The 2,753-nt window shown below is 41.2% G+C and carries 4 protein-coding genes and 1 pseudogene; 4 read left to right on the forward strand and 1 reads right to left on the reverse strand.

Annotated elements, in window-relative coordinates:
- Positions 1-90: 90 nt before the first annotated feature.
- Both ACUU1M_RS19665 and ACUU1M_RS19670 read left to right on the forward strand, forming a co-directional pair.
- Positions 91-156: pseudogene (locus ACUU1M_RS19665) on the forward strand (hypothetical protein); the annotation flags it as partial.
- 227 nt (positions 157-383) lie between these two features.
- Positions 384-632, forward strand: a complete 249-nt coding sequence (locus tag ACUU1M_RS19670) for a DinI-like family protein (protein WP_001261936.1) — start codon at positions 384-386, stop codon at positions 630-632.
- A 115-nt stretch (positions 633-747) separates the two neighbouring features.
- Here ACUU1M_RS19670 and ACUU1M_RS19675 read toward each other — a convergent pair whose 3' ends face one another.
- Positions 748-1,017 (reverse strand): tail fiber assembly protein, encoded by a 270-nt coding sequence (locus ACUU1M_RS19675; protein WP_000937511.1) that lies wholly within the window; start codon positions 1,015-1,017, stop codon positions 748-750.
- A gap of 56 nt (positions 1,018-1,073) precedes the next feature.
- On the opposite strand from ACUU1M_RS19675, the gene ACUU1M_RS19680 reads away from it, so the two are divergent.
- Together ACUU1M_RS19680 and ACUU1M_RS19685 are read left to right on the forward strand one after the other, a co-directional pair.
- Complete coding sequence (locus ACUU1M_RS19680) at positions 1,074-1,742, forward strand: class I SAM-dependent methyltransferase (RefSeq protein ID WP_000239881.1); 669 nt, start codon at positions 1,074-1,076, stop codon at positions 1,740-1,742.
- Positions 1,743-2,057: 315 nt separating this feature from the next.
- On the forward strand, positions 2,058-2,753 hold a 696-nt coding region (locus ACUU1M_RS19685), incomplete at its 3' end, for a leucine-rich repeat domain-containing protein (RefSeq protein ID WP_283668091.1).

A 2,753-nucleotide genomic window follows, 5' to 3' on the forward strand; every position in this document is an offset into this window, starting at 1 on the left:
CCTATAGATGCACAAAAAACGGGCAAAACTACCTGGTTCGCAAAACTGCGTCTAAAGTTAAACTGGGACCTCGCGAGCAAGGGTGAGACGATGGCGCTTTACACAATTGGTGAAGTGGCGTTGCTTTGTGATATTAATCCTGTCACGTTACGCGCGTGACGCAACATTTTTAAAAATCGAAGAAGATCGTCCAGGAGCGCCGTTTTTCAAGGGTTGGATAGATGATTCGTTTACCATGTCGACGAACTTCGACGAATTTCGCCGATAAAAAGTGTCCCATACATGCCCCATTGATGCCCCATAAACAATATCAGGAATTGACACTGGTTATCCATACAGATAAAAATAACACCTGTACATAACTACAGTTACAGGAGGGTGTTATGCGTGTTGAGATCTGTATCGCTAAAGAAAAAATCACTAAAATGCCAAACGGTGCTGTGGATGCGTTAAAGGAAGAATTAACCCGACGCATCAGTAAACGTTATGACGATGTAGAGGTGATCGTAAAAGCCACCAGCAACGATGGCCTTTCTGTTACACGCACCGCAGATAAGGATTCTGCAAAAACATTTGTTCAGGAGACTCTGAAAGATACCTGGGAGTCTGCTGACGAGTGGTTTGTTCACTAATAAACACGTAAAATCGGTAACGGCTGGAAATCATTCAATACTCGCACTATCGAAAGTTTACCAGCCAACCGCAGCACGTCCTGCATACGTCGTGTCTGCGGTTTTTCTTTTTCGCTTACATTGTGTCTGGTTCTTCCGGCCACTCAATATCAGGTGCAGTTGATGTATCAACACGGTTCAGCAACACCCGATACTTCTTCCAGGCTTCCAGCAACGAGTTTTCTTCCTCCGTTGCGATCTCCAGATCTACAGCATCCTGAAGTGGCGCAATATGCTCACTGAATCCCTGGATGTAGAACTGTGTGGTGACGGTCTTCCAGCCATTCGGCTCCTGCTGTATCGAAGCATACCAGGCTATTTCAATATCGCTATGCTGCGGCAGCATTTAACCCCTTGTAATTCATCGCCATAATTGATTTAATTCACAAATAAAACTATAATATGGTGAAATTAATGAAAAAAAACACAGATGATGGGGCTAAAATTTACACACCACTTACCCTAAAGCTTTATGACTGGTGGGTTTTGGGAGTATCAAATCGGCTTGCATGGGGATGTCCTACAAAGGAACACCTTCTTCCACACTTTCTGGAACATTTAGGTAACAACCATCTGGATATTGGTGTTGGAACTGGGTTTTACCTTACTCACGTACCTGAGAGTAGTCTGATATCTTTAATGGATTTGAACGAAGCTAGCCTGAACGCGGCATCTACAAGGGCTGGGGAATCAAAAATTAAACATAAAATTAGCCATGATGTTTTTGAACCTTATCCCGCGGCGTTACATGGTCAATTTGATTCCATTTCTATGTTTTACCTTCTTCACTGCCTGCCTGGAAATATATCTACAAAAAGCTGTGTAATACGCAATGCGGCGCAGGCCTTAACTGATGATGGAACTCTATACGGAGCCACAATTCTTGGCGATGGAGTTGTGCACAATAGCTTCGGTCAAAAACTGATGCGCATTTACAATCAGAAAGGCATCTTTTCAAACACAAAAGATTCCGAAGAAGGCTTAACACATATACTCTCAGAGCATTTCGAGAATGTTAAAACCAAGGTTCAAGGTACTGTAGTAATGTTTTCCGCTTCAGGGAAAAAATAGCATCCAACCGCAGCACGTTCTTGCTTAAGACGTGCTACGGTTTCCTTTACGATTTGGGGTTGCGACTTTACCTCTATTGATAATGCATTCCGGCAGAACGTTCAAATATGAACGTACGATATTTAACTAACCGAAAAACAAAATATAGCACAGGCGAGACATTTACCATCTAAGAAAATAGTATCGTTTTTTTACAGTTAAATCAACATCTCTTCCTTAAAATGAAAACAATAAATTTCAATCCTGAAACATTTTATTTCAGCTTATTATTTCCCAGTATCACATTTTATCAGGATATCCTTCTGCGAGGTTATTATGCTTCCTGTAAATAATCCCCCCCTATCCACTGGAAACGTCTCTTTTTACAGAACTACATCAATCGACAATGTTCACAATAATTATCTCTCCGAATGGGTTGAATGGACTAAAAACAGCATTTCCGGAGAAAACAGGGAAACTGCTTTTACCCGGCTCCAATTATGTCTGGAGAACAGTGAAACATCGTTGGACTTATCTTGTTTAGGTCTCAGATCTCTACCACGATTGCCTGACAATCTTGATGAAATTAATGTAAGCAATAACCAACTATCAATGCTCCCCGAGCTACCAAGGGCATTGAAAGAGCTGAATGCAAGCAGTAATCAATTATCTGCACTTCCTGAATTACCAGTGTCGCTGGAATATATAAATGTGAGTGATAACCATTTGTTCGCACTTCCTGAATTACCTGCGTCACTAGAATATATTAATGTAAGTGACAATCACCTGTCTGTACTTCCGAGGTTACCAATGTCATTGGAATTACTTGATGCAGCCAGAAATGCTTTGGAAGTAATACCAGATTTTCCAGAAAGAGATGATCATATTATAAGAATATTCTGGCTTAATCAGAACCGGATCACGGCAATTCCGGAAAGCATACTTGGCCTCAGTTCTGATAGCGTTGTCAATCTTAGAGAAAATCAACTATCTCCCAGAATAATGCAAACTTTGTTACAACAAACCGCCCAA

This window comes from Shigella sp. SIG6, from assembly GCF_053555815.1.

Coding starts and splice junctions, on each gene's coding strand:
- ACUU1M_RS19670 (WP_001261936.1), top strand. CDS start 384: ATGCGTGTTGAGATCTGTATCGCTAAAGAAAAAATCACTAAAATGCCA.
- ACUU1M_RS19675 (WP_000937511.1), bottom strand. CDS start 1,017: ATGCTGCCGCAGCATAGCGATATTGAAATAGCCTGGTATGCTTCGATA.
- ACUU1M_RS19680 (WP_000239881.1), top strand. CDS start 1,074: ATGGTGAAATTAATGAAAAAAAACACAGATGATGGGGCTAAAATTTAC.